This is a genomic window from Mycobacterium branderi, from assembly GCF_010728725.1.
Classification (GTDB): Bacteria; Actinomycetota; Actinomycetes; order Mycobacteriales; family Mycobacteriaceae; genus Mycobacterium; species Mycobacterium branderi.
The window spans coordinates 51,636-71,460 of record NZ_AP022606.1; the positions used below are offsets into that span (position 1 = coordinate 51,636).

General features: G+C 65.3%; 35 protein-coding genes and 1 other RNA gene. 2 read left to right on the plus strand and 34 right to left on the minus strand.

The genetic code is table 11. The features are described from left to right. The first annotated feature begins 27 nt into the window (after positions 1-27). Positions 28-246, plus strand: a complete 219-nt coding sequence (locus G6N47_RS29475) for a hypothetical protein (protein ID WP_232080083.1) — start codon at positions 28-30, stop codon at positions 244-246. A 163-nt stretch (positions 247-409) separates the two neighbouring features. On the opposite strand, the gene G6N47_RS29110 is transcribed toward G6N47_RS29475, so the two are convergent. The 34 genes from G6N47_RS29110 to prfB form a co-directional block, all read right to left on the minus strand. Then, entirely contained in the window at positions 410-583 is a 174-nt protein-coding gene (locus G6N47_RS29110; RefSeq protein ID WP_169717227.1) for a hypothetical protein, read from the minus strand. Further along, a complete protein-coding gene (locus G6N47_RS00400; protein ID WP_083129696.1) occupies positions 583-1,185 on the minus strand; it encodes a hypothetical protein in 603 nt (200 codons plus the stop codon). The genes G6N47_RS29110 and G6N47_RS00400 overlap by 1 nt, the downstream gene beginning before the upstream one ends. After that, positions 1,185-1,403, minus strand: a complete 219-nt coding sequence (locus G6N47_RS00405) for a hypothetical protein (RefSeq protein ID WP_083129697.1) — start codon at positions 1,401-1,403, stop codon at positions 1,185-1,187. Before G6N47_RS00405 ends, G6N47_RS00400 begins: the two co-directional genes overlap by 1 nt. Continuing rightward, on the minus strand, positions 1,400-1,582 hold the full coding sequence (locus G6N47_RS00410; protein WP_163659459.1) for a hypothetical protein: 183 nt from the start codon (positions 1,580-1,582) through the stop codon (positions 1,400-1,402). The genes G6N47_RS00405 and G6N47_RS00410 overlap by 4 nt, the downstream gene beginning before the upstream one ends. After that, the gene (locus G6N47_RS00415; RefSeq protein ID WP_163659490.1) at positions 1,579-1,755 is read right to left on the minus strand and encodes a zinc finger domain-containing protein; all 177 of its coding nucleotides are present in this window, start codon (positions 1,753-1,755) and stop codon (positions 1,579-1,581) included. Before G6N47_RS00415 ends, G6N47_RS00410 begins: the two co-directional genes overlap by 4 nt. Beyond that, positions 1,752-1,994, minus strand: a complete 243-nt coding sequence (locus tag G6N47_RS00420) for a DUF3310 domain-containing protein (protein ID WP_139799360.1) — start codon at positions 1,992-1,994, stop codon at positions 1,752-1,754. The genes G6N47_RS00415 and G6N47_RS00420 overlap by 4 nt, the downstream gene beginning before the upstream one ends. Before the next feature lie 113 nt (positions 1,995-2,107). Continuing rightward, complete coding sequence (locus G6N47_RS00425; protein WP_163659461.1) at positions 2,108-2,932, minus strand: DUF2303 family protein; 825 nt, start codon at positions 2,930-2,932, stop codon at positions 2,108-2,110. Between the two features lie 10 nt (positions 2,933-2,942). Continuing rightward, positions 2,943-3,284, minus strand: coding sequence for a hypothetical protein (locus tag G6N47_RS00430; protein ID WP_139799291.1), 342 nt, complete (start codon positions 3,282-3,284; stop codon positions 2,943-2,945). After that, positions 3,277-4,413, minus strand: a complete 1,137-nt coding sequence (locus tag G6N47_RS00435; RefSeq protein WP_083129700.1) for a recombinase RecT — start codon at positions 4,411-4,413, stop codon at positions 3,277-3,279. The genes G6N47_RS00430 and G6N47_RS00435 overlap by 8 nt, the downstream gene beginning before the upstream one ends. Beyond that, the gene (locus G6N47_RS29480; protein ID WP_232080084.1) at positions 4,410-4,970 is read right to left on the minus strand and encodes a PDDEXK family nuclease; all 561 of its coding nucleotides are present in this window, start codon (positions 4,968-4,970) and stop codon (positions 4,410-4,412) included. The genes G6N47_RS00435 and G6N47_RS29480 overlap by 4 nt, the downstream gene beginning before the upstream one ends. Positions 4,971-5,040: 70 nt before the next feature. Next, positions 5,041-5,286, minus strand: a complete 246-nt coding sequence (locus G6N47_RS29485; RefSeq protein WP_232080085.1) for a YqaJ viral recombinase family protein — start codon at positions 5,284-5,286, stop codon at positions 5,041-5,043. A gap of 8 nt (positions 5,287-5,294) precedes the next feature. After that, entirely contained in the window at positions 5,295-5,576 is a 282-nt protein-coding gene (locus tag G6N47_RS00445) for a hypothetical protein (protein WP_083129702.1), read from the minus strand. Beyond that, positions 5,573-5,923 (minus strand): DUF7368 family protein, encoded by a 351-nt coding sequence (locus G6N47_RS00450; protein ID WP_428839051.1) that lies wholly within the window; start codon positions 5,921-5,923, stop codon positions 5,573-5,575. Before G6N47_RS00450 ends, G6N47_RS00445 begins: the two co-directional genes overlap by 4 nt. After that, entirely contained in the window at positions 5,920-6,489 is a 570-nt protein-coding gene (locus G6N47_RS30245; protein ID WP_372517489.1) for an NUMOD4 motif-containing HNH endonuclease, read from the minus strand. The genes G6N47_RS00450 and G6N47_RS30245 overlap by 4 nt, the downstream gene beginning before the upstream one ends. Next, positions 6,420-6,608 (minus strand): hypothetical protein, encoded by a 189-nt coding sequence (locus G6N47_RS00460; protein WP_163659465.1) that lies wholly within the window; start codon positions 6,606-6,608, stop codon positions 6,420-6,422. Before G6N47_RS00460 ends, G6N47_RS30245 begins: the two co-directional genes overlap by 70 nt. A 6-nt stretch (positions 6,609-6,614) precedes the next feature. Continuing rightward, complete coding sequence (locus tag G6N47_RS00465; RefSeq protein WP_163659492.1) at positions 6,615-7,079, minus strand: hypothetical protein; 465 nt, start codon at positions 7,077-7,079, stop codon at positions 6,615-6,617. Next, positions 7,076-7,216 (minus strand): hypothetical protein, encoded by a 141-nt coding sequence (locus G6N47_RS00470; protein ID WP_163659467.1) that lies wholly within the window; start codon positions 7,214-7,216, stop codon positions 7,076-7,078. The genes G6N47_RS00465 and G6N47_RS00470 overlap by 4 nt, the downstream gene beginning before the upstream one ends. After that, positions 7,213-7,524, minus strand: a complete 312-nt coding sequence (locus G6N47_RS00475) for a hypothetical protein (RefSeq protein ID WP_083129706.1) — start codon at positions 7,522-7,524, stop codon at positions 7,213-7,215. The genes G6N47_RS00470 and G6N47_RS00475 overlap by 4 nt, the downstream gene beginning before the upstream one ends. A 243-nt stretch (positions 7,525-7,767) precedes the next feature. Continuing rightward, a complete protein-coding gene (locus G6N47_RS00480) occupies positions 7,768-8,025 on the minus strand; it encodes a helix-turn-helix domain-containing protein (protein ID WP_197945461.1) in 258 nt (85 codons plus the stop codon). A gap of 76 nt (positions 8,026-8,101) precedes the next feature. After that, positions 8,102-8,356, minus strand: a complete 255-nt coding sequence (locus G6N47_RS00485; RefSeq protein ID WP_163659494.1) for a phage antirepressor KilAC domain-containing protein — start codon at positions 8,354-8,356, stop codon at positions 8,102-8,104. Next, positions 8,311-8,907: a BRO family protein gene (locus tag G6N47_RS00490; RefSeq protein WP_163659496.1), complete on the minus strand. Its 597-nt coding sequence runs from the start codon at positions 8,905-8,907 to the stop codon at positions 8,311-8,313. Before G6N47_RS00490 ends, G6N47_RS00485 begins: the two co-directional genes overlap by 46 nt. Then, the gene (locus G6N47_RS30030; RefSeq protein ID WP_269476092.1) at positions 8,888-9,016 is read right to left on the minus strand and encodes a hypothetical protein; all 129 of its coding nucleotides are present in this window, start codon (positions 9,014-9,016) and stop codon (positions 8,888-8,890) included. The genes G6N47_RS00490 and G6N47_RS30030 overlap by 20 nt, the downstream gene beginning before the upstream one ends. Then, positions 9,016-9,252 carry a helix-turn-helix domain-containing protein gene (locus G6N47_RS00495; RefSeq protein ID WP_083129709.1) on the minus strand — a complete coding sequence of 79 codons (237 nt, stop codon included), beginning with the start codon at positions 9,250-9,252 and terminating at the stop codon, positions 9,016-9,018. Before G6N47_RS00495 ends, G6N47_RS30030 begins: the two co-directional genes overlap by 1 nt. A gap of 686 nt (positions 9,253-9,938) precedes the next feature. After that, complete coding sequence (locus tag G6N47_RS30125; RefSeq protein ID WP_332108264.1) at positions 9,939-10,532, minus strand: tyrosine-type recombinase/integrase; 594 nt, start codon at positions 10,530-10,532, stop codon at positions 9,939-9,941. Then, positions 10,445-11,398 (minus strand): tyrosine-type recombinase/integrase, encoded by a 954-nt coding sequence (locus G6N47_RS00505; RefSeq protein ID WP_332108265.1) that lies wholly within the window; start codon positions 11,396-11,398, stop codon positions 10,445-10,447. The genes G6N47_RS30125 and G6N47_RS00505 overlap by 88 nt, the downstream gene beginning before the upstream one ends. Before the next feature lie 86 nt (positions 11,399-11,484). Beyond that, positions 11,485-11,853: a transfer-messenger RNA gene (gene ssrA / locus G6N47_RS00510) on the minus strand. A gap of 163 nt (positions 11,854-12,016) precedes the next feature. After that, complete coding sequence (locus G6N47_RS00515; protein WP_139799292.1) at positions 12,017-12,832, minus strand: maleylpyruvate isomerase family mycothiol-dependent enzyme; 816 nt, start codon at positions 12,830-12,832, stop codon at positions 12,017-12,019. A gap of 22 nt (positions 12,833-12,854) precedes the next feature. Continuing rightward, positions 12,855-13,703 (minus strand): EamA family transporter, encoded by an 849-nt coding sequence (locus G6N47_RS00520; RefSeq protein ID WP_083129712.1) that lies wholly within the window; start codon positions 13,701-13,703, stop codon positions 12,855-12,857. Further along, positions 13,700-14,194 carry an SsrA-binding protein SmpB gene (gene smpB, locus G6N47_RS00525; RefSeq protein ID WP_083129713.1) on the minus strand — a complete coding sequence of 165 codons (495 nt, stop codon included), beginning with the start codon at positions 14,192-14,194 and terminating at the stop codon, positions 13,700-13,702. Before smpB ends, G6N47_RS00520 begins: the two co-directional genes overlap by 4 nt. A 2-nt stretch (positions 14,195-14,196) precedes the next feature. Beyond that, the gene (gene ftsX / locus G6N47_RS00530; RefSeq protein ID WP_083129714.1) at positions 14,197-15,090 is read right to left on the minus strand and encodes a permease-like cell division protein FtsX; all 894 of its coding nucleotides are present in this window, start codon (positions 15,088-15,090) and stop codon (positions 14,197-14,199) included. Beyond that, positions 15,091-15,780 (minus strand): cell division ATP-binding protein FtsE, encoded by a 690-nt coding sequence (gene ftsE, locus G6N47_RS00535; RefSeq protein WP_083129715.1) that lies wholly within the window; start codon positions 15,778-15,780, stop codon positions 15,091-15,093. Between the two features lie 45 nt (positions 15,781-15,825). Then, on the minus strand, positions 15,826-16,293 hold the full coding sequence (locus G6N47_RS00540) for a hypothetical protein (protein ID WP_083129716.1): 468 nt from the start codon (positions 16,291-16,293) through the stop codon (positions 15,826-15,828). Further along, positions 16,290-17,246, minus strand: a complete 957-nt coding sequence (locus G6N47_RS00545; RefSeq protein ID WP_083129717.1) for a mechanosensitive ion channel family protein — start codon at positions 17,244-17,246, stop codon at positions 16,290-16,292. The genes G6N47_RS00540 and G6N47_RS00545 overlap by 4 nt, the downstream gene beginning before the upstream one ends. Continuing rightward, on the minus strand, positions 17,236-18,342 hold the full coding sequence (gene prfB, locus G6N47_RS00550; RefSeq protein WP_083129718.1) for a peptide chain release factor 2: 1,107 nt from the start codon (positions 18,340-18,342) through the stop codon (positions 17,236-17,238). The genes G6N47_RS00545 and prfB overlap by 11 nt, the downstream gene beginning before the upstream one ends. A 69-nt stretch (positions 18,343-18,411) precedes the next feature. On the opposite strand from prfB, the gene G6N47_RS00555 reads away from it, so the two are divergent. Further along, on the plus strand, positions 18,412-19,779 hold the full coding sequence (locus tag G6N47_RS00555; RefSeq protein WP_083129719.1) for an FAD-dependent oxidoreductase: 1,368 nt from the start codon (positions 18,412-18,414) through the stop codon (positions 19,777-19,779). Positions 19,780-19,825 lie beyond the last annotated feature (46 nt).

Below are 19,825 nucleotides of genomic sequence, written 5' to 3' on the forward strand. Positions count from 1 at the left end.
GTCTGCAACCTGGTCAGCGTCAGCCTTATGCAGCCGGCGCAGCTCGCCAGCGAGCTCGTGACGCAGCTTCTCCGACGCCACCATGCGGGCGCAGCGCAACGCGTTCTTGAGAATGTTCGGATACCGCGCAACGTCGCAGTGCCGCATATACGAGCGAACGAACAACTCGTCGGTGTCCTCGTCGACGAACACAAACCTGTGCTGCTCGAGCACCTTCAGATCCGCGCACAGATCCTCAGCGGTTAGGTCGTTGCAGCCCTTCGCCCACTTCGCGACCTGCAGCGGCTGTATGCCGGCGCGGTCGAGCTCCTTCTGACTGATCAACTGCACATAGGTGGCCTGCGCGGTGCGCGGCAGCAGGCGCCAATCCTTGTCGCGCCAGATCGACTCCTTCAGCATCCCAGCCGAGTTAGCCACAGACTCCCTCCATCTCTTCGTCGTCGCCAGGCTCGTATCCCGGGCAGTCGCAATCGACATGCCCGAATTTGGTCGCGTATTCGCGAGCTCGGCAGCGCCGGCCGGGGTCGATGTCGGCCGGTGTGTGCTCGCTCTCGTAGTGCAGGCACAGCGCGCATTCAGGCATCAGGCACTACCTACCTCGAACAGCGCGTCCATCTGGGCTTCGAGCGCAGCGGTGCGCGTGCGCTGGGCGGTCTGTGCGTGATGCTCGCGGTGGGCGCTCAGGATTTCGGGCAGTAGTTGGTCGAATGGCACGCGATACGGAGAGAATCGGGAGCGGCTATCGCCTACTGCGCGGTCCGGGTTGTTCAGCGTGCAGGCGTCCGTATCACCGATCACCGCGGTTGGGATGACCCAGGCGTGGATGAGGTCGCGTCGGTCGAGGCCGATCAGGACTACGACGGTCGACGCATTGCTGCGGGAGCTCCCGCGCAGTGAGACGAACCGGAACACCTGGCGAGCGCCTTGGCCGAATCGCATTATGCATTCGGCGGCGAATTTAACCTCGACGCGGATGCTGCCGAGCTGCACGTCCCAGCCGTGTCCTGTTGGCGTGAGCCGGCCGCCAGTGTGTCGTGCGACGACACCTTCCCACAGTCCATAGAACCGTGCTGGGTCTCCAAGCTGGCCGGCGCGGAGCGTCTCCACCGATCGGTATTCCGATGGCGAGAGCACATCGCGAAGCGGAACGCTTAAGCCGCCGCGGTTCTCGGGGCGGATCGGCATCAGCGGCCCTCCCTGATCATCCGCTGCAGCGCGTAGGCGCAGTCGACGTAGGAGTCGCGTTCGGCGATTTCTTCGGCCGTCAGTGGTGGCGCGTTGGGGTTTTGGCGCAGTATCGGCCCGAACGCGCGTAGGCATTCGCCGCATGGCTCACCAACCTGGCCGACAGGGTTCCGGCAGCCGGGCAGTACGCAGCTTGGGAGGGCGAGTTGAGCGGTCATGATGCGCCATCCATGAGGCTTGTTTGTTGCGGTGTGTCGATGTGGTTGCGGCACCAGGCGGCGAAATGCCCGTCGCGCCAGGAGATGTAGCCGATGGCGGGCGCGCCGCATGTGGAGCATGGCGGGGTTGGTGGGAGGCCGGCGCGGGTGCGGGCATCGAGCACGCGGTCGAGTGTCATGCGGTGGATCTCCCGTAGTGGACTATGCGGCCGTGTAGGGGGTGTCCGTTGATGGGCAGGTTTGTGCAGTCGTCGCCTGGCAGGGCGCCGCATTGTTCGCATTTGCGGGTGAGCGCAGCTTGGACGATGTCGCTGTTGCGGTCGCCGAGCTGGTCGAACAGGGGTCGGCTCATGGCGTCTCGCTGGTCGGGTTGTCGAGCCAGTCACGCAGGTACCAGCAGGCTTTTTCGATGTCTTCGCGGTCGTTTGCTTTGCCGCCGAAAGCGACGCGCCAGATGTATTTCATGGCTGTTGCGAGCCGAAAGTCGCTGATGTGGCGGATGACTTCGATGCACTCGACGACTCTGGCGCCGCCAGTCGTCGCCGCTTTGATCCGCGGCCCGCGTGTGTAGTGCGGCGGGTGGTTCACCATGTCAGGCGCCGTGGCGGCGTGTTTCTGGCAGTAGCAGACGTCGCCGCGTTGCACAGGTGCGGCCGTCGGCCGGCCGCACTCTGCGCACTTGCGAAGTTTGACGGTTGGGTTTGTCACGGCTGCGCGTAGACAGGCTTGCCAGTCTGCTCGATGACCTTCGCGGCCAGGTCGAACCAGGCTTTGCGCAGGATCTGCCGGGTGGGCTTGAGCTTGATCGCCAGGAACAGGTCGCCGTCGGAGACACGGACCCGGAAATAGCCGTCTACGGGGTAGGTTTCGTGGTGGCCTTCCCACGGGCGCAGCTCGAGGCCGATGATTTGCGGTACTTCGAGTTGTCCTGTGCGGCCGGCTTTGACGGTGTGTTCTTGCTTGTAGACGAGTCGTTGACCGCCGTTGGCGCGTTCGATGCCTGACTCGAATTCGCCTTTGCTCGAGGCGCGGACGCTGTCGATGACTTCGAGTAGTTCAGCTTGGTCGGGGCTGGTGACAGTGTGCAGCAGTTCCTCGACCTTGTCGCCGAATTCCTCCTGCCGGAAGTACTTGCCCGACAAGGCGTGCCAGGCCGTCCAGTCCTCGTCGGCGGCGAGTTGGAGTTCGAGGCGGTCGTCACGCCAGCCCGCGGTGTCGCCGCGGTGGTCGTTGTAGATGGCGGTGAGTCGGCCGCGCTGCGCGTTACCCCACAGGGTGCCTTCGCTGGCAAGTGGCCGGCGTTCCAGCTCGTCGAGGAACGAGTCGAGCTCGGCGACGGTGCGGGTTCCGCTGACGCGGTACGGGTTCGGCAGCAGGTCTTCACGGGCGACGATTTCGTAGACCTGCATGCCATGCTCGGCCGTGGTCCCGACAGCCCATGAGACGCGGGGTTCATCCGGCTTGCGAACAATGACGATCTGCTGCTGGTCACGCGAGTGCTGAATAATGGTGGGGCCGTTGTCGGTCATGGCGGTCCTTTCAGTTATCTGCGGCGGCGGTCTTGTTGTCGGCGGGTTCCCACAGGGAGCCTTGGTTGGGGTCGTTGCGGTGCAGGCCGCCCTGTTCGTCGGCGAACCACATCGACGTGCGCGGGTCATCGGGGATCTTCGCGGTCACCTTGTCCTCGATGCGGAATGCGTTGGGAATCTTGGGAACCGGCTTGATTGCGAGCTCGACGATCACCTTGGCGTCCTTGCCGGTGCGCTTCACCGCTTCGACGGCCTCGCGCATCTTCTCCGACGCCTCATCGTGGGCGCGGCCTTTCGCGTGCTGGAGCAGCACGGCGGCGAATTCATCTGGGGTGTTGGGTGTTTCAGGCATCGGCGTTCCCTTCGGTGGTGGTGTCCTCTTCCGCGGCGAGTGTTGCGGCGTTGAGGATTTCGGTGATCTGCTGGCCGAGGACGCCTGCCTTGTTCCAGGCGTTCATCTGGTTGACGACGGCGCGCAGCTCGTCGTCGCTGATGGCGTCTCGGTGCTCGATCTCCCCGACCGGCAGGCCGGCCAGCGCGGCGATGACGATGAGCTGGTCCTGGCGGTCGTTGCAGTCGCCTTCGGACAGCAGAGCGAACATGCGGTTCAACCACTTGCGGCGCGCAACGTCTGACATGCCGGTTTGGTCCTGGTCACGCGAGTCGGGGGGAAGAGTGGCGCCCGACGACGGCTCAGCGTCCTGACTCGCGTCGTTACCGCCGTCCTGACCAGGAGCGGCATCATCGGCGCCCAGCGCGGCGCGTAGGCCGTCGACGCCGCGGCGCTGGCTGGGTACGCGGACCGGCGCGCCGTCGCTGTCGATGACCTGTCCTTGGTCGGTGCCTTCGAGGATGATGTCGGAGAAGTCGGCCGGGAAAGCCTTCTTCCATGCCTGCGCCTCAGCGCATTTGGCGAGCTGGTTGGCCGACATCTTGTTCCACATCGAGTTGAGCTCGCCGTTCTTGGTGTACTGGGCGAATTCCTCGAACATGACCGTCGCGGTGTTGGGCGCGCCGTCGACGCGGATGGTGTACTTCGCGGCGACTGGCTTGCCTTCTGACTTCGGCCAAAAGTCGCGCCACACACCGTCTTTGCCGCACCACAGCGGGTCGTCGTTGGAAACCACGACGCCTTCGCGGCGGGCGGCGCGCTTGCCGATGACGCGATAGCCCTCAATTCCGGTCTGGATCGTGTACTTCATCACCCGCTGCTTCTCGATACGGGTGTTGCCGTTGTCGAGTTGCACTCGGACGTTGACGTCGGTTTCGCGGCCGATCATGTAGATCTGGCGGGCGAACGGGTCCAGGCCGGTGCGCCGGCAGTGGTGGAAGAACACCTGCAGGTCGGCGTCGGTGGCGTCCTCGATTCCGATCTGCCGCAGCGCGGCGACCTGGGTTTCGGTGAAACCGGTTTGGCCGCCGGCGATGGCGAGTTCGGTGCTGGCCTGGTCGGCCAGGGCGGGGGCGTGAGCTGTGGTCATGCGATCAGTTCCTCCAGTTCGGGCAGGTTTTTGACGGAAAGGTTGAGCGCCACACTGCCTTTGGCGTGTTGGCGGCGGTCGGCGATGCGGAGCTCGCCGACGCAGGCGTATTGTGCGTTGCCCATCTGGTCCAGCAGCCGGGTCTTCATTCCCCGAAGCCGGGTTTCCATGCTCTTGCCAAGGGCCGATGCTCTGAGCAGAGCCAGCGCATCGTCGGGGTCGACTTGGACCGTCTCGCCGGGGTTGATTTCGGGGTGGAGCTTGCGCACGCACTCGTAAGTTGGCACGGAGTCGTCGAGATCCGGCGGCTCACTGCCCTTCAGGGAATGCCAGAACTCGCTGCAGCGCTTGTGCATCATCGCCACGACCTGCTCGTCGTATTCGATGACGTAGGTGTGCGCCTCGAAATACGGGCCCAACACCATCAGGTGCGCCGGGTGCTTGGTGTAGCCGGTGAACGCCATCAGCGCGAGCACCTGCGCGACATAGTCGGCCGGCGCCTGATCGGTGCCGAAATCTCCCCAATCCTCCAGGCGGCGCGCGGTTTTGAACTCCACGACCCTGCGGGCCCGACCGCGCCGACCGCGGCGGTCCAACGTCGCCGCGGCCGGATAGCCGAACTTGGCGTCAGCGACTATCTGAACCTCGCCGGGCGAGCTGCCAACCCGGGTTGCGGCGCTTCCACATCGCCGCCATCGCCGGCTCGAAGTCGTGGCCCACGTCGAAGATATCCTTTGGCGGCTCGGGGTCAACGAGTCCCTTCATGCGATGCCACAGCCTGTATGGCGACTCCCAGCGCGAAACACCAAGGATGGCCGCCACCTTCGACGACGTGATGATCCGATGCCACTCCGGCGAACCTGGTTCGATCACGACCCCGCTCACTCTGGTTCACCCGTTTCGAAGTCGCAGACGGCCCCCAGGCCCCGGCTGTCGAAACCGGCGACAGGCTCTCCGTGCTCGTCGTAGACGATCGTGGTCTTGACGTGTCGGCGTTCACGCTCATCCCAGAGCCGTTGCCGCATCGCGACTACGTCGTCGAGCGTGTACCCCGGAGCTGGGAGGCCGGCCCGGCGTGGGCGCCATCGACGCCGCAACGCGATCACATTCGCCACGAGCACCACCACCGCAGCGGCGCAGACGAGCACAGTCTCCGCAATCATGCGACAGCCTCGACGTCGCCGCGCAGACCCTCGACCCAGGCCAGCAGTTCGCTCATCGGTCGGTCGACGTCAACCGCGGCCAAGGCGATGACGAGCCATTCGCGCAGCTGCGCGTTGGTGGCGTCGGCCAGCACGTTGTGGAAGGCGTCGAGGTCGTCGCGCAGCTCGGCGGCAAGCCGCATCACATGCGCCGCTGATTCCTCCAGCTCGGCCTGGCGTAGCGAACTCGGCGGCACGGGACGGCGCGACATCGGGCATGGCATAAACGCCGTGTCCACATGAGCTTTCACTATGCCATCAGAGGCCCCGACAACGCGCCAGCAAACCGGGCAATTCAGCTGAATCATGAGGCAGCCTTCAGCTTCCGACGGCCGATGCGTTTACGCTCAGCGTGTTCGGCTTGCTGACGCTCATAACAGATTCGGCAACGCCGCGCCTTCGGGGCGTGTCGCAGCCTGAGTGTGTTCTCGTCGTCGTAGGGATGGCCAGCGGGGCAATGCGTCTTGTTTGCATTCGCATGTGTGCCATGTCGAACCAGGTCGAAGTTGTTCGTAGAGGGGCTGTCCCATCGCAGATTGTCTGCACGGTTGTTCGACGTGTCGCCGTCGTTATGGCAGCCAACAAACCCTGGTGGACAAGGGCCCACGAACGCCTCAAGGACGAGTCTGTGCACCTTGTGTGTGCGGTGATGGCCGTTCTTAGCCAAGGTGACCTGTCGATAACCACCCCTAGGATGGACAGCCTGCTTCAAAATCCGGAAGCGCCGCTTCAAACTGCGAACGCGGCCATCGCTACTAACTTCGTAGAAGCCTTCATAGCCGACAACGGGTAGCCAACGGTCCGTCACGCTGGCACCGCCCAGCGCGCGTCGTCGCGCACGTAGTCGAGTGCTGCGTCGAGCATCTGCGACCACGACGGGTTCAAATCCCTTGGTGTGGCGTCTGTTTCGTGCCAGACGATTTCGGTGAAGTCGAGCAGCACGGCCAGGTGGTCGTCCTGTGCGGGCGGTCTTGCTAAGCTGCTGTCTGACATTGGGAATCATCCCTTCCTGTTGTCGGCGCCCTCGGCCGTGGACCCGGCCGGGGGCGATTTACTGTGGTGGACGATCTGTTCTGCCGCGTCCTCGAGCTGCTTGGACAGCGACCGGCAGTAGTGCGGCGCACCGCATCCGGCGTCGGCGGCCCAATCGCGCAACTGGTGCGCTGCGGCGCGCAGGAGGTTTGGATGCCCCGCCGGAGCAGCGCCGGGAGTGTCAGCGCTGGCGATCTCTCCGGCGGGGCGTTCCGCTGCAGCATCGGGAGGCGTCACCGGCGCAGCGGAAGAATCGGCAAGGTCTCGGATTTCGGCGACGAGGGCGTCGAGTCGATCGAGCGCGCTCTGCACAGCCAGCAGTTCGTCGTAGCTGGGCAGCGTTTCGCGCGGGCAGCAAACGTCCAATCCCATGCCGACACCGCGTAACAACTCGCGGCCGAGAGCGAACGGGAACGTCAACAGGGCTTTCACGCCGCCTCCTTGGTGCGCGCCAACGTGATTCGCATCCCCCGCTTGCAGCGCGGGCATTTGCCGCGTTCGGCCAGCCGGCATTTGTCGCCGCCGCAGCGGCGCCACTGCGCAATCAAGCTGTCGAGAAGAGCGCTCATGGCGCCATCCGATCCGCGTCCCGAAGCGCCCGGGCGGTCGCGAGCTGGTTTTCCAGCCGTGCGTTGTCTGCCGCGAGCTGGTCGGCGCAGGCGCCGTAGTGGCGGCCGAGCCAGCGGTTGAGCGCCGCATACTCCTCCAGCGTCGAATCCTCAGCGAACTCGAACTGGGCCCCACACGGGCAGCTGTAGTAGCCGACCGCAGCGGCGAACGCCTCACGCACCGAGTCGTTTTCGGCGCGCAGCTCATCGACCTGCGCCACCACGCTAGCGATAGAATGCTCCAGCACAACGGTGCGTTGCGTAGTCACCTCATCCTCCTCACTAGTTGGCGTCGCGCATGCTTGCCTTGCTGGCGGCGCGCAAACACCTGGAACTCAGCCGTGTCACGAAACCCGAACACCGCCGCCAGGATTCGACATTCGTCAGCCGTCAACGCCAACGCATCTAAACCAGCCAGGCGCTCACCGGTCACGATGTTCTCCGCAGCCACTCGAACCCGATCAACGACGCCAACGCGGCCAGCAGCGCGGCAACAGCAGTCAAAACATCAATCACGACGCGCTCCTTAGCTTCCGGCGCGACGTCGGAGTAAAAGACAACTGTCTCGACGGCCGCTCAGCCCGAACAGTGGTGTTGCGGTGCTTAGCGATCAGGTCATCGACGTCGTCTTGAGTCATCCGCCACGTGTGGCCGACCTTGTAGCCGCCGATCAACCCGCGCCGCAAACGCCGCTGCAACCAGCGCTCGGAGTCCTTCCACTCCGGCGGCAGCACCATCGCCGCCACCTCAGCCAGCGAATACGTTTTCACCGCGAAACCCCCAGCAAGAAAACAATCAACAGCCCGTACGGCGCCACCGCGGCCAACGTCCACCAGAAATCGCCGCTCATGCGTCGAATCCCTCCGCGGCCAGCTCCCACACCCACTTGCGCAGGAACTCCAACCCGGGCGGCCGAACATAGGTTGTGGCCGTGGGTATCTGCTCCCCGGTTTTGGGGTGCGTGTAGGTTCCTGGCACGACTTTGAAGTGGTGCGCGTAGCGCTGGTAGGGCAGGTTGTTGCCCTGCAGCACGCCGGCTCTGCGCAGTTCGCGCATCATGACGTTGCGGCCCCAGCCGAGGATCTTCGACGCCGCGAGCATGGGTAGGTGCCGTCGGCTTCCATCAGCGCGTCGTAGAACTCGGCCTTGGGCTCGAGCTCGGCGATCCGTTCGTCCTTGGCGGCGAGCATCTTCTGGGCCTCGATGACGGCGTGGGCCAGCAGTTCGGGGCCGGAAAGTGCGGGCGTGACCGTCTCGGCCTCGCGGGTTCGGATCGCGAAATACGCCTGTGCGGCGGCGACTTCGGGCTTGTTCGGGTCGCCGTTCATCGCCACGAGGTAGGCGGCGAAGCGGGACAGCTCGCAATCTTCGGCATCAGGCCCCGACGCTGCGACTTTGCGGGATCGCGCAAAGTGGCGCTGCACGTCGTGTCCTTGGTTCTGCGCGGTCATCATGGCGCGCTGAAGCGGTACGCCGAAGTTGCGCCACGCGCTGTAGCCCATGAGTGGCATCAAGTCGCGAGCCGACCAGTACTCGGAGCCGTCTAGGCGGACGCGGCGGATGCGGTCGAACGGCGATGCGCCAGGCTGCGTCTTTTCCAGCGCGGCGAAGTAGCCGGTCGGCGGCGTGGACTCAGGCATGCGGATGCTCATCTGGCACCGCCTTCGGGGTGGGCCGCGCCAGAGGTGTGAGCCCGAATCTCTGCCCCTGGCGCGGCCCGTCTCCTACGCCCAGCGGGTCGCCGTAGTAGTCGGCGCTCATCACGCAACCTCTTCGGCTGTGAAGCTGGTCGTGATGGCGGCGAGCGGGACGCCGAGGGTATCGGCGATCTTGCGGGCCATCTCCGGGGTGCACCGCTTACGGCCGGCCTCAATGTTGGACAGGTGCGGGTGTGTTGTTCCGATGGCGACGGCGAACTTGCCTAGTTTCCAGCCGTATGCCTCTCGGAGTGCCTTGATTGTGGCCCCGGTCCTCACCGGATCGTCGTTCCGCTCCATGCCGACCAACGGTAGGAACCGATTGGAACTATGTCAAGAACTCGGTGGAAACGATTCCGTGTCGCTCCTATTCATGCTGGTCAGAGCGGAAGTGCAATCCTGTAGTTTCCGGCGTGTGTTTCCGGTCTTGAGTGGTATCTCGCGTAGATCAGCTACTAGATGTTTCTCAATGTTTCCCTCACGATGGGGGGTATGACCGGCGCGGAATGGAAACGGGTGGGTGCGCACATCGTTCAGCGACGCATCGAACTCGGGATGAAGACGACGAAGTCCCTGGCCGAGAGGACGGGCTTGACGCCGCGGATGCTCGGAGACATCGAGAACGCGCGACGAACCAACTACTCAGCGGGAACGATCGCGCAGATTGAACTCGCTCTGAAGTGGCGCCCCGGCAGCATCACCGACATCCTCGCCGGCGGCGAGCCGTCTCCTGTCGAGGAACTGGAGGCAGCTCCGGGGCGTCGTTATGGTTTTCGTGCACGTTCTGAACTTGCGGGTGGGCCCGACCTCGCCACTGTGGAGCAGCTGCTGAGAACGGCTGTGGCGTTCGCTGATTTGGTGGAGAGACTTCATGATGCCGAGTTGTCCGCGCGGTGGAAACAGCTCGACCAAGCCATCACAAAGACCGCTGTCGAACAATTGAGCGACACAGGCAAGCAAACTCAATGGCTGCTGGACCAGCTAGCTCAGCGAATGGCTGATTTACCGCCTGATTGTGACCGTCCGGGTGGCGCGGCGTCGCCGGCGGGATCATCGGACGATGTGGAGTCTGGGCTTGCCGACCGGTTCCGGCGGTGGCGCGCTGGCATACCACACATCGAAGACCGCGATGAGGGCACGTAGCAGTGGTTCCGGCCACGACATGAACGGATGCTGGTCGAGACGGTCCAGCAGTTCGCGGCGCAACACATTGATGTCGGTGTAGTCCACGTGTTGAATAAGCGGCACGGGGGGAAGCTGACGACCGAAGCGGCCCCCGCGGGGGCGCACCTTTGTCGGCGAACATGCGGAGTTTTGTCGGCCAGTGCCGGTAGATAGCTGATCACGCGGTTGGGCCCAGCAGTCTCCCGATCGCATCCGCTGCGGCTTGGGGCGCTGCTGCGGTCCAGGTGCCCGTACAGGTCGATGGTTGTTTTGATCGACTCGTGGCCTAGGTGGCGCTGGATCACCGGCAGCGGAACCCCGGCGGTGATCATCCATGACGCGCACGTGTGCCGCAGGTCGTGGATGCGCGGCCGTGGCGGTGCGAGCTGAGCCCGCTCGACGGCCGGCCACCACACGTTGGCGCGGAAGTTCGGCGCCCGGACCGGGCCGCCTGCGGCGCGCGCCGGCCGCGGCCGGGGTTGGTGAACAGCCACTCGCCGCTGTAGTCGAGGTCGTCGAGCACGGAGGCCGGGACGTCGATGGTGCGCACCGACCGCTTGGTTTTCGGCGCCCCGAGGTGGTAGCCGCCGCCTCCGCGTTTCCATGCCCGGCTGATGCGGACGGTGTGCTCTGTGCGGTTGACGTCGTATGGTCGCAGCGCGGTGACTTCGGAGAGCCGGGCGCCGGAGGCGACGAGGAACCGCACCATCGGCCGCCACGGCTCGGTCACTTCCGCTAGGAGGGCGGCGAACTCGTCGCGGCTCAGGAATCGCATCTCGTCGCGTTCGGTGCGCGGCAGCCTCACGCCAACAGCGGGGTTGGCGGCGATGTGGCCGGCTTCGACGGCCGCGTTGAGTGCCGACGACAGGAAGCCGTGGCGGTTGGCGACGGACTTGCCCGACGCGCCGTCGTCGCGCATCTTCTCTACCCATCGGGCGACGTCGTCGCGCGTCAGCGACGTGAGCGGGATGTGGCCAAGCGTCGGCGCGATGTGGTTGCGCAGGTAGCTGCGATAGTCCTCCGGTGTGCGGCGCTCGACGCCTGAGAGGTGCTCGATGTGGTGCTCAAGCCATTTCGTCACGGTCGGGCCGCCGCGGATCGGGCGATCGATGCCGTGAACCTGCCGCGCCCGGGCACCGCCGACCGCTTCGACGAGGCGGCGGAACTCCTCGGCGTCGTTCGGGTCGTCGAGGGAGGTTGAGGTTTCTTGGCCGTCTACGCGGTAGCGGACTTGCCAGTAGGTGCTGCCGTCGATGCGTTGGCGGCGCCTGATTGTGGCCACGAATATGGACCGTATCACGCCCGAAATGTGGACTGCGGTGTGGACGGCTGCTATTCTCCATTTTTATAGGGTTTGACCTGCGGTTTTGGTGGAGCTGCCGGGAATCGAACCCGGGTCCTACGGCATTCCCTCAAGGCTTCTCCGTGCGCAGTTCGCCTTGCCCTTACTCGGATCTCCCGGTCTCGCGAACTAGCCGGGACGGCGATCCCAGTCGCTGTTTGGTGTCCCGATAGGTCCCGCGACCGAACCTATCGGTTGATCCCTCTAGCTGACGCCAGGCTCCGGGTCGAGGGAGTTCCCGGTCTGACGGACTAGCTGTCGCTTAGGCAGCGAGAGCGTAGTCGCGCTGATGTGAATCGGCGCTTATCTAGTTGCAACGACGCTTACGGTGGTCTCTTGCCTGCACCGGCACGCTTCCCTTGATTCGATGCGCGAAGTCGAAACCGTTCAGCCCCATGTCTTCGAGCATCCCCACCGACTTTCGGCAGGACAATCAATGGTACGCGGTCTACAACACGAAGCCAGCGAATATTCATCCCTCATCGCGGCCGACACTGCGGTTTCGTACGCGACACGCGGCTCAGGCGTACGAAACCGCAGTCTCGACGCGTCGGTGGCTCAGATCACGTAGTTCAGGTGCTCGACGATCCGCGCGCCGACCTCGCGGTCGCCGTCCAGCTCGACCGGAGCGCCGACCACCCGCCCGCCGGCCAGCCGGGTGAACAGCAGCCCGTCCATCCGAAGAGTCGCCGTCGGCTCCAACCCACCGAAGTCCTCGACCACTCGCCCGCGCCCGTCGACAACTACCCGGATAACCCGCGCCAGCGGCCCTGTCAGCTGAATGACAACCCGCGACCCGTCAGGCGCTCCGCCGAGTTTGCCGACCACGTAGCCCATGCTCGCCGCCATCTCGTCCAGCGCCAGCCGCGCCGCCGGCGAAGCCAGCTTCGCCTTGGACGCCGGCAGGCCCAGCGCCTCGCGGATGTCGTGCTCGTGCATCCAGCAGTCGAAGGTCCGGATCCGCATGAACCTGCCGTAGCTGTCCGCCCCCGCCGGCGTCGGCGTCACCGCGTTCCAGTCCTCGTCGGACATGTCCGTCAAACGTTTGCGCCGATCCCGCGTCACCGCCAGGAACCGCTGGTGCAGATCGGCGCCCGGCTCGCCGCTGAAAAACCGCACCCAGCACTCGTTCGTCGCACCAAAGTCGTTGCGAATATGCGCAAGATCCGACACGTCGACGTCGGGCGTGGGCACCCCCGACAGTGCCGACTCGGTACCGATGATGTGCGCGATCACCGCGTGCACGTCCCAGCCGGGCAGCGGCGTCGGGCTTCGCCACTGCTCCTCCGACAGCCCGGTCAGCAACCGGTCCAGCGCATCCCACGACGCGAACAGCCCCGTCAGCACGTCGGATTTGTCGAGTTCGGTGACCACGGCACCTGATGCTAGACGCGCGTCAAGAAGCGGTGATCATCGCCACCGCGACCATCGCCAGCACCATGCCGGTCGCCTGCCAGCGAGTCACTCGCTCCCGCAGCACCACCATGGCCAGCACGACGGTGGCCGCGGGGTACAGCGAGATCAGCATGCTCGCCAACGACAGCAACCACGCGTGCAACGCCATCAGCATGGCGACGTTGGCGAAGGTGTCCAGCGCCGCGGCGGTCATCGCCAGCCGCAGCGGCGTCTTCGTCGGCAACTGAAAATTTCCGGTGGCCGCCGCCACGGCGAATACCAACACGCTCGCCGACGCTCGCGCGAAAAACAGCGGCCACAGCCGGCATTCCACCGGCGCCTGGTGCAGCAGCACGAAGTCCAGCCCGAACGCCACCCCGGCACCGACCGTCAACCAGGCCACCCGCCGGGTGAACCGGTGGGTGCGGACGTCCTCGTCCTCCGGCGATTCCCGGCCGACCAGAAACACCGCGATCATCGCCAGCACGACACCGACCGACGCCGTCTCGCCCGGTCGTTCCCCGAGCGCCACGCCGACCGCGATCGGCACGGCGGCGTTGAGCACCGCAGCCAACGGTGAGACCACCGAGATGGGTCCGGAACTCATCGCCGCGTAGAACCACCACACACCGATCGCTTGGCTGAGCCCATACAGCGAACCCCACAGGATGGCGCCCGGGTGAATCGGACCGCCGGCATGGACCGCCAGCAGGCCAAGAAAGACGGACGCGACGGGATACGAGACCAGCATGACGCGCAACGCAGCCACGCGCCGCGCAGCTACACCCCCGACGAAGTCGCTGACGCCGTAGCTGACCGCGGACAGCTGGGCGTACGCCGCGCCGATCAGTTCATGCCCCTGGCGCGCCGTCCCAGTGCGCGCGCTACCTCACGTTGCGCGTCGCGCCGGGCCAAATCCTGACGTTTGTCGTGCGCCCGCTTCCCACGTGCTAAAGCGAGTTCTACCTTCACTTTTCCCTCGGAGAAATAGAGCGACAACGGCACCAGGGCGAGGTTACCATCACGTATCTTGCCGATCAGGCCATCGATTTGGCGCCTGTGGAGCAGCAGTTTGCGGGTACGACGCGGTTCATGATTTGTCCAGGTCCCGTGGTGATACTCAGGAATATGCAGGTTGCGGAGCCAGACCTCGCCGTCGTCGACGGTGGCATACGCGTCGACCAATGACGCTTTGCCCTCCCGCAGGCTTTTTACCTCAGTGCCGAGCAAAACTATCCCGGCCTCGAACACTTCAAGGATCGAATAGTTGTGCCGCGCCTTGCGGTTGGTCGCCACCACATGCCTGCCACCTGCCTTGGCACCAGAGGGCTTCTTGGCCACCGTTACCGCCGCACGTACACGCGCAAGGTTGCATACGCCGTCAGCCCGGCCATCGCCACGCCCACCAAGAACAGCCACGGCGAGATGTAGAGGATGTCGGCGTAGTCGATCCGGGCGATCAAATTGGCTTGGTAGAACTGGTTGAGCGCGTTCTCCAAGAACATGGCCCGGACCACGATCAGGCCAATAACGGCGATGATCACACCGATGGTTGCCGCCACCATCGCCTCGACCAGGAACGGCAGCTGCGTGTACCAGCGGGTGGCGCCGACCAGTCGCATGATCCCGATCTCGGTACGCCGCGTATAGGCCGCCACTTGAACCATGTTGGCGATCAACAGGATCGCCCCGATCGCCTGCACCAGCGCGACAGCAAACGCGGCATTGGACAGCCCGTCCAACACGGCGAACAGCCGGTCGATCAAATCCTTCTGGTTGAGCACGTTGAGCACACCGGGCTGGCCCTGCATGGCAGCGTCGAAATCCTTGTGCTGCTCCGGGTTTTCCAGCTTGACAATGAACGAGGCCGGAAACGAATCCTTGCCGGCCACGTCTTTGTATTGCGGAAACTTGCGGATCGCGTCCTGATAGGCGTCCTCGCGGTTGAGGAACCGCACCGATTTGACGTCGTTACGCGCCTCGATCTTTTCGCGTAGCGCCTTACACGGGGCGCTGTCGCACGTCGGGTCGTTCGCAGACACGTCGTCGGTCAGGAAGACCTGCGTCTCTACCCGGTCCAGATAGATGTTGCGGGAATTGTCGGCCAATCGGACGACCAACAGACCGCCGCCGAACAGACCGATCGAGATGGCGGTGGTCAGGATCATCGCGACGGTCATGGTGACGTTGCGACGAAGACCGGTCAGGACCTCGTTGAGCAGGAATGTGAAGCGCACTCAGCGGTCCATCCCGTAGACGCCGCGCTGCTCGTCGCGCACCAGCCGGCCCAGTGACAGCTCCACCACCCGCTGGCGCATCGAGTCGACGATGTGGTGGTCGTGGGTGGCCATCAGCACGGTGGTGCCGGTGCGGTTGATCCGCTCGAGCAAGTCCATGATGTCCTGGCTGGTGTCGGGGTCGAGGTTCCCGGTGGGCTCGTCGGCCAGCAGCACCAGCGGCCGGTTGACGAAGGCACGGGCGATCGCCACTCGCTGCTGCTCGCCGCCGGACAGCTCGGCCGGCAGCCGGTTGGCCTTACCGGACAGGCCGACCATCTCCAGCACGTCGGGCACCACCCGGTTGATCACGTCGGGCTTCTTGCCGATGACCTCCAACGCGAACGCGACGTTTTCGAACACCGTCTTCTGCTGCAGCAGCCGGAAATCCTGGAAGACGCAGCCGATCACCTGACGCAGCTTCGGGATGTGGCGGCCGGGCAGCGTGTTGACGTGAAACTTCGACACGCGCACGTCACCGGTCGTGGGATTCTCGGCGCCCAGCAGCAGCCGCATGAACGTGGACTTGCCGGAGCCGGACGGACCGATGAGGAAGACGAACTCACCCTTGTCGATCTTGACGTTGATGTTGTCGAGCGCTGGTCGCGCCGACGACTTGTACTGCTTGCTGACATGGTCGAGGGTGATCATCACGGCACGCCAGTGTAACCGTGCGTTTCGAAAAGGCCGACCACGCTACGGGGGAGGCGGCGCCGGCGCCGGACCTGGCGGCGGTGGCGGCGGCGTCGACGTTGTCGTGGTTCCCGGGCCGAACGGCGGCGGCAGCACCGGCAGCTGGAACGGCGGCGGCGGTGTGGTCGTGGTCGTCGTCGTAGTCGGTGGTGTGGTGGTCGTCGTTGTGGTCGTGGTGGTCGTCGGGGTCCACGTCCGGGTGGGCGGCTGCTGCAGTCTGCTGCGCGGCACCCAGGTGTAGTTGGGGTCGGGCACGTAGCCGGGCGGCACCACCTGCGTGGCGGGCACCTGGGTCGGGGTCGACGACTGGGTGGCGTGCTTGTTGGTGTCGTAGACCCACCACACCGCCACGAACGCGACGACAAGCACCACCGTGGACGTGCGCACATGACCGCCGAACAAGTAGCCCGGCCAGCCGCGCTCGGCGTCCTGGCCGATCTTTTTCAATCGGTCGAGGGAAAAGAACTTCACTTGGTCGGTTCCTGCGTCTCTTGTTCGGCGGTGCTGGCGATCGCGCCGACCGTCGGCCGCGTGTCGACCGCGGTGACGATGCCGGCGCGAGCCAGTGCCCGCACAACCAGCACGCGCAGCTCGCGGCACGCCTGGAATTGCTTGCCGGGCAGCGTGCGGGCCACCAACCGCAGCGTGACCGTGTCGACCTCGATGCTCTCCACGCCCATCACCGTGGGGGCGTCGAGCAGCAACTCCCCCAGCACCTCGTCGTCACGGGCGTGCTCGCACTCCTGGCGCAGCACGTCGTTGACCAGGTTCAGGTCGGACGTGGTGGATACCGGGATATCGACGACGGCGCGCGCCCAGTCCTTGGACAGGTTCACCGATTTGACGATCTGGCCGTTGGGCACGGTGAACACTTCGCCGTCCGGCGAGCGCAGCTTGGTCACCCGCAGCGTGACGTTCTCGACGGTGCCGGCGGCGTCGGTCGGCGACCCCAGGATGGTCAGCTCCACCAGATCGCCGAAGCCGTACTGCTTTTCGGCGATGATGAAGAATCCGGACAGCAGATCCTTGACTAGCTGCTGGGCGCCGAAACCCAGCGCGGCCCCCACCACCGTCGCGGGCGCCACCAGACCTTTCACCGAAATGTTGAGGATGTCGGCCAGCTGGACGACCACCGCGATCGCAATGAGGACGACCGACACCCACGAGATCACCGACGCCACCGCCTGCCGGTGTTTGGTGGCCTCCGACCGCACCAGCGCGTCGCTTTCGGCGAAGCCCACGTCGAGGCGCTCGGTCACCTTTCGGGCCAGCCAATTGACGAACCGGGCCGCCAGCACCGCGCCGATCAGCAGCAAGACGATGCGCAGGCCACTGGTGAGAATCCATTGGCGGATGTCGCCGCGCCAGATGTCATGCCACGGCTGGGCCGCCACTGTCGCGAAAAGCCTTGGATCAGTCGTCATCTCGCCTATTGCGCCACCGGATCCCTGCCTCCAGGAATCCGTCGATGTCGCCGTCCAGCACGGCCGTCGGATTGCCCACCTCGTAGTCGGTGCGCAGGTCCTTGACCATCTGGTACGGGTGCAGTACGTAGGACCGCATCTGGTTACCCCAGGAGCTGCCGCCGTCACCCTTCAAGGCGTCGAGCTCCGCGCGTTCTTCTAAGCGCTTACGCTCCAACAACTTTGCCTGAAGAACCCGCATCGCCGCCACCTTGTTCTGCAGCTGCGACTTTTCGTTCTGACACGTCACGACGATCCCGGTCGGGATGTGGGTCAGCCGCACCGCCGAGTCGGTGGTGTTCACCGACTGTCCCCCGGGTCCGCTGGAGCGGTACACATCCACCCGCACGTCGCCCTCGGGAATGTCGATGTGGTCGGTGGTCTCCACCACCGGAAGCACCTCGACCTCGGCGAACGACGTCTGGCGTCGGCTCTGGTTGTCGAACGGGCTGATCCGCACCAGCCGATGGGTGCCCTGCTCGACGGACAGCGTGCCGTAGGCGAAGGGGGCGTGCACGGCGAAGGTCGCGCTTTTGATCCCGGCTTCCTCGGCATAGGAGGTGTCGAACACCTCGACGGGATAGTTGTGCTGCTCGGCCCAGCGGATGTACATCCGCATCAGCATCTCGGCCCAGTCGGCGGCGTCCACCCCGCCGGCGCCGGAGCGGATGGTGACCAGCGCCTCGCGCTCGTCGTATTCGCCGGACAGCAGGGTGCGGACCTCCATGGCCTCGATGTCGGCGCGCAGCGATTTGAGTTCGGCGTCGGCCTCGGCCAGCTCGTCCGCGCTGCCCTCCTCGGCGGCCAGCTCGTAGAGCACCGGCAGATCGTCGAGCCGACGGCGCAGCTCTTCGACACGCCGCAACTCGCCCTGGGTGTGGGAGAGCTCGCTGGTCACCTTCTGCGCCCGGGACTGGTCGTCCCATAGGTGCGGGTCGGAGGCCTCGTGTTCGAGCTTCTCGATGCGACTGCGCAGACCCTCGACGTCGAGCACCCGCTCCACCGTGGTCAGGGTGGAGTCAAGGGCAGCGATGTCGGCCTGACGGTCGGGTTCCACAGCTGCTCACGTTACCGGCCCTGGCACTCTGCGGGCCTACGCGGTAGTAGCCGTTTAGCATCGGGGTGTATGCGCCCCTACCACGTCGCGATCGTCGGCTCCGGCCCGTCGGGCTTCTTCGCCGCGGCATCACTGTTGAAGGCCGCCGACGCGTCGGACCAGCTCGACGTCGCCGTGGACATGCTCGAGATGCTGCCTACGCCGTGGGGGCTGGTGCGCTCGGGCGTTGCACCCGATCACCCCAAGATCAAGTCGATCAGCAAGCAGTTCGAAAAGACCGCCGACGATCCCCGCTTCCGGTTCTTCGGCAACGTAGTGGTGGGCGAGCACATAGAAGCAGCAGAGCTCGCCGAGCACTATGACGCGGTGATCTACGCCGTCGGCGCGCAGTCGGACCGGTCGCTGAACATTCCCGGCGAGGACCTGCCGGGCAGCATCGCCGCCGTCGACTTCGTCGGCTGGTACAACGCCCACCCCCACTTCGAGCAGATCAGCCCCGATCTGTCCGGTGCGCGCGCGGTCGTCATCGGCAACGGCAACGTCGCCCTCGATGTGGCCCGCATTCTGGTGAGCGACCCCGACGAGCTGGCCCGCACCGACATCGCCGACCATGCGCTGGAATCGCTACGCCCGCGTGGCGTCGAGGAAGTCGTGATCATCGGCCGGCGCGGTCCGCTGCAGACTGCTTTCACCACGCTGGAACTGCGTGAGCTGGGCACTCTGGCCGCATTGCAAGGCGTCGACGTGGTGGTCGATCCAGCAGACCTCGAGGGCATCAGCGACGAGGACGCGGCCGCGGTGGGCAAGACGTGCAAGCAAAACATCCAAGCGTTGCGGGACTATGCGAGCCGCGAGCCCCGCCCGGGTCACCGCCGACTTGTCTTCCGGTTTTTCACCTCTCCGATCGAGATCAAGGGCGACGGCAAGGTCGAGCGGATTGTGCTCGGGCGCAACGAGTTGGTCACCGACGACAGCGGGCGGGTGGTGGCCAAGGACACCGGCGCGCGCGAGGAGCTGCCGGTCCAGCTGGTGGTCCGCTCCGTCGGCTATCGCGGCGTGCCGACGCCGGGGCTGCCGTTCGACGAGCGCAGCGGAACGATTCCCAACACCGACGGCCGGGTGGACGGCAGCCGCAACGAATACGTCGTCGGCTGGATCAAGCGCGGTCCGACCGGGGTGATCGGCACCAACAAAAAGGACTCCCAGGACACCGTCGACACCCTGCTCGACGACCTGTCGCGGGCCAGCCTCGCCGATTTCGGTGCCGACCACGCCGACAAGCTCGCCGAGTGGCTGGCGTCGCGGCAGCCGAAACTCGTCACCGATGCGCACTGGAAGCTGATCGACGAGTACGAGCGCTCGGCCGGCGAGCCGCACGGGCGGCCGCGGGTGAAGCTGCCCAGCCTGGCCGAGCTGTTGCGCATCAGTCACGGTTAAGACGCGCAATCGGCGATCCTGCCAGCACAGGGGGCCGTCCGGTGGT